The following is a 925-nucleotide window of genomic DNA, read 5'->3' on the forward strand; positions in this document are numbered from 1 at the left end:
TCTCCGCCCACAACACCTACGCCGACGACGGCGCCATGATCGACAAGGGCGTCGCCTTCGCCTCCAGCCACCTCGACATGGGTGGGCCGGCGACCGCGCCGGTCAGGAGCTTCGGCGGCTGAGCGATTGCTCAGCCGGACTTGGCATTCAGGAACGCCACGATTCCCTGGGTGACCGCGTTGGCGTAACGCGCGCGGCCGTCCGGGCTTTCCATCCGCGCGGCGTCCTCGGCGTTCCTCATGTTGCCGAGTTCGACGAGGATCGCCGGGTACTGGGCCAGGTTCAGCCCCGCTAGGTCGTCGCGGCCGTAGAGGCCGTTCGAGCCGATGTAGTTGGCCGGCTGAAAGCCCGCCTGCGCCAAGGCATCCCGCATCGCGGTGGCCAATTGGACGGCGGGGCCGGCCTGGACGTCGTTCAGGGGCGGGCTGGAGTAGTTGACGTGGAATCCGCTGCCGGACGCGGGTCCGCCGTCGGCGTGGATGCTCACGATCGCGTCGGGGCGCATCGCGTTGGCGGCCGCGGCGCGCTGATCCACGCAGGGGCCGACGGAGCCGTCGTCACCGCGCGACAGCTGGGTACGCACGCCCAGCTGGTTGAGCGACTGGTTGATCAGCGCCACGACCGCCCAGGTGAACGCGTGCTCGGGATAGCCGTCGTTGGTGGCGGCCCCGGATGTCTGGCAGGCCTTGGTCCCGCCGCGGCCGTTGGGGACCTGCTGGTTGATCGACGCGTCGTTCACGGCGTTGTGGCCCGGGTCGAGGAAGACGGCCGACCCGGCGACGGAGGCGGAGGCGGAGGGAGCGGTTACCAGGGCCCCGGCGCCGAGCAGCGCCGGAGCCAATCTCAGCACGTCGCGACGGGAAATGGGTCCCGGCCGGCCGGGGCGGTCAGTCACCGCGCGATGGTAACAATCAGCGCTCCTGCA

General features: G+C 70.6%; 1 protein-coding gene and 1 pseudogene. One reads left to right on the forward strand and one right to left on the reverse strand.

Going from position 1 to position 925, the window contains the following annotated elements; genetic code table 11:
- Positions 1-122 (forward strand): annotated as a pseudogene (locus tag A5704_RS20800) (cutinase family protein); the annotation flags it as partial.
- A gap of 8 nt (positions 123-130) precedes the next feature.
- Here the strand turns inward: A5704_RS20800 and A5704_RS20805 are convergent.
- Entirely contained in the window at positions 131-865 is a 735-nt protein-coding gene (locus A5704_RS20805) for an Rv3717 family N-acetylmuramoyl-L-alanine amidase (RefSeq protein WP_197504916.1), read from the reverse strand.
- Positions 866-925: the final 60 nt, after the last annotated feature.

The sequence above is a fragment of the Mycobacterium sp. E735 genome (assembly GCF_001666955.1).
GTDB lineage: Bacteria > Actinomycetota > Actinomycetes > Mycobacteriales > Mycobacteriaceae > Mycobacterium.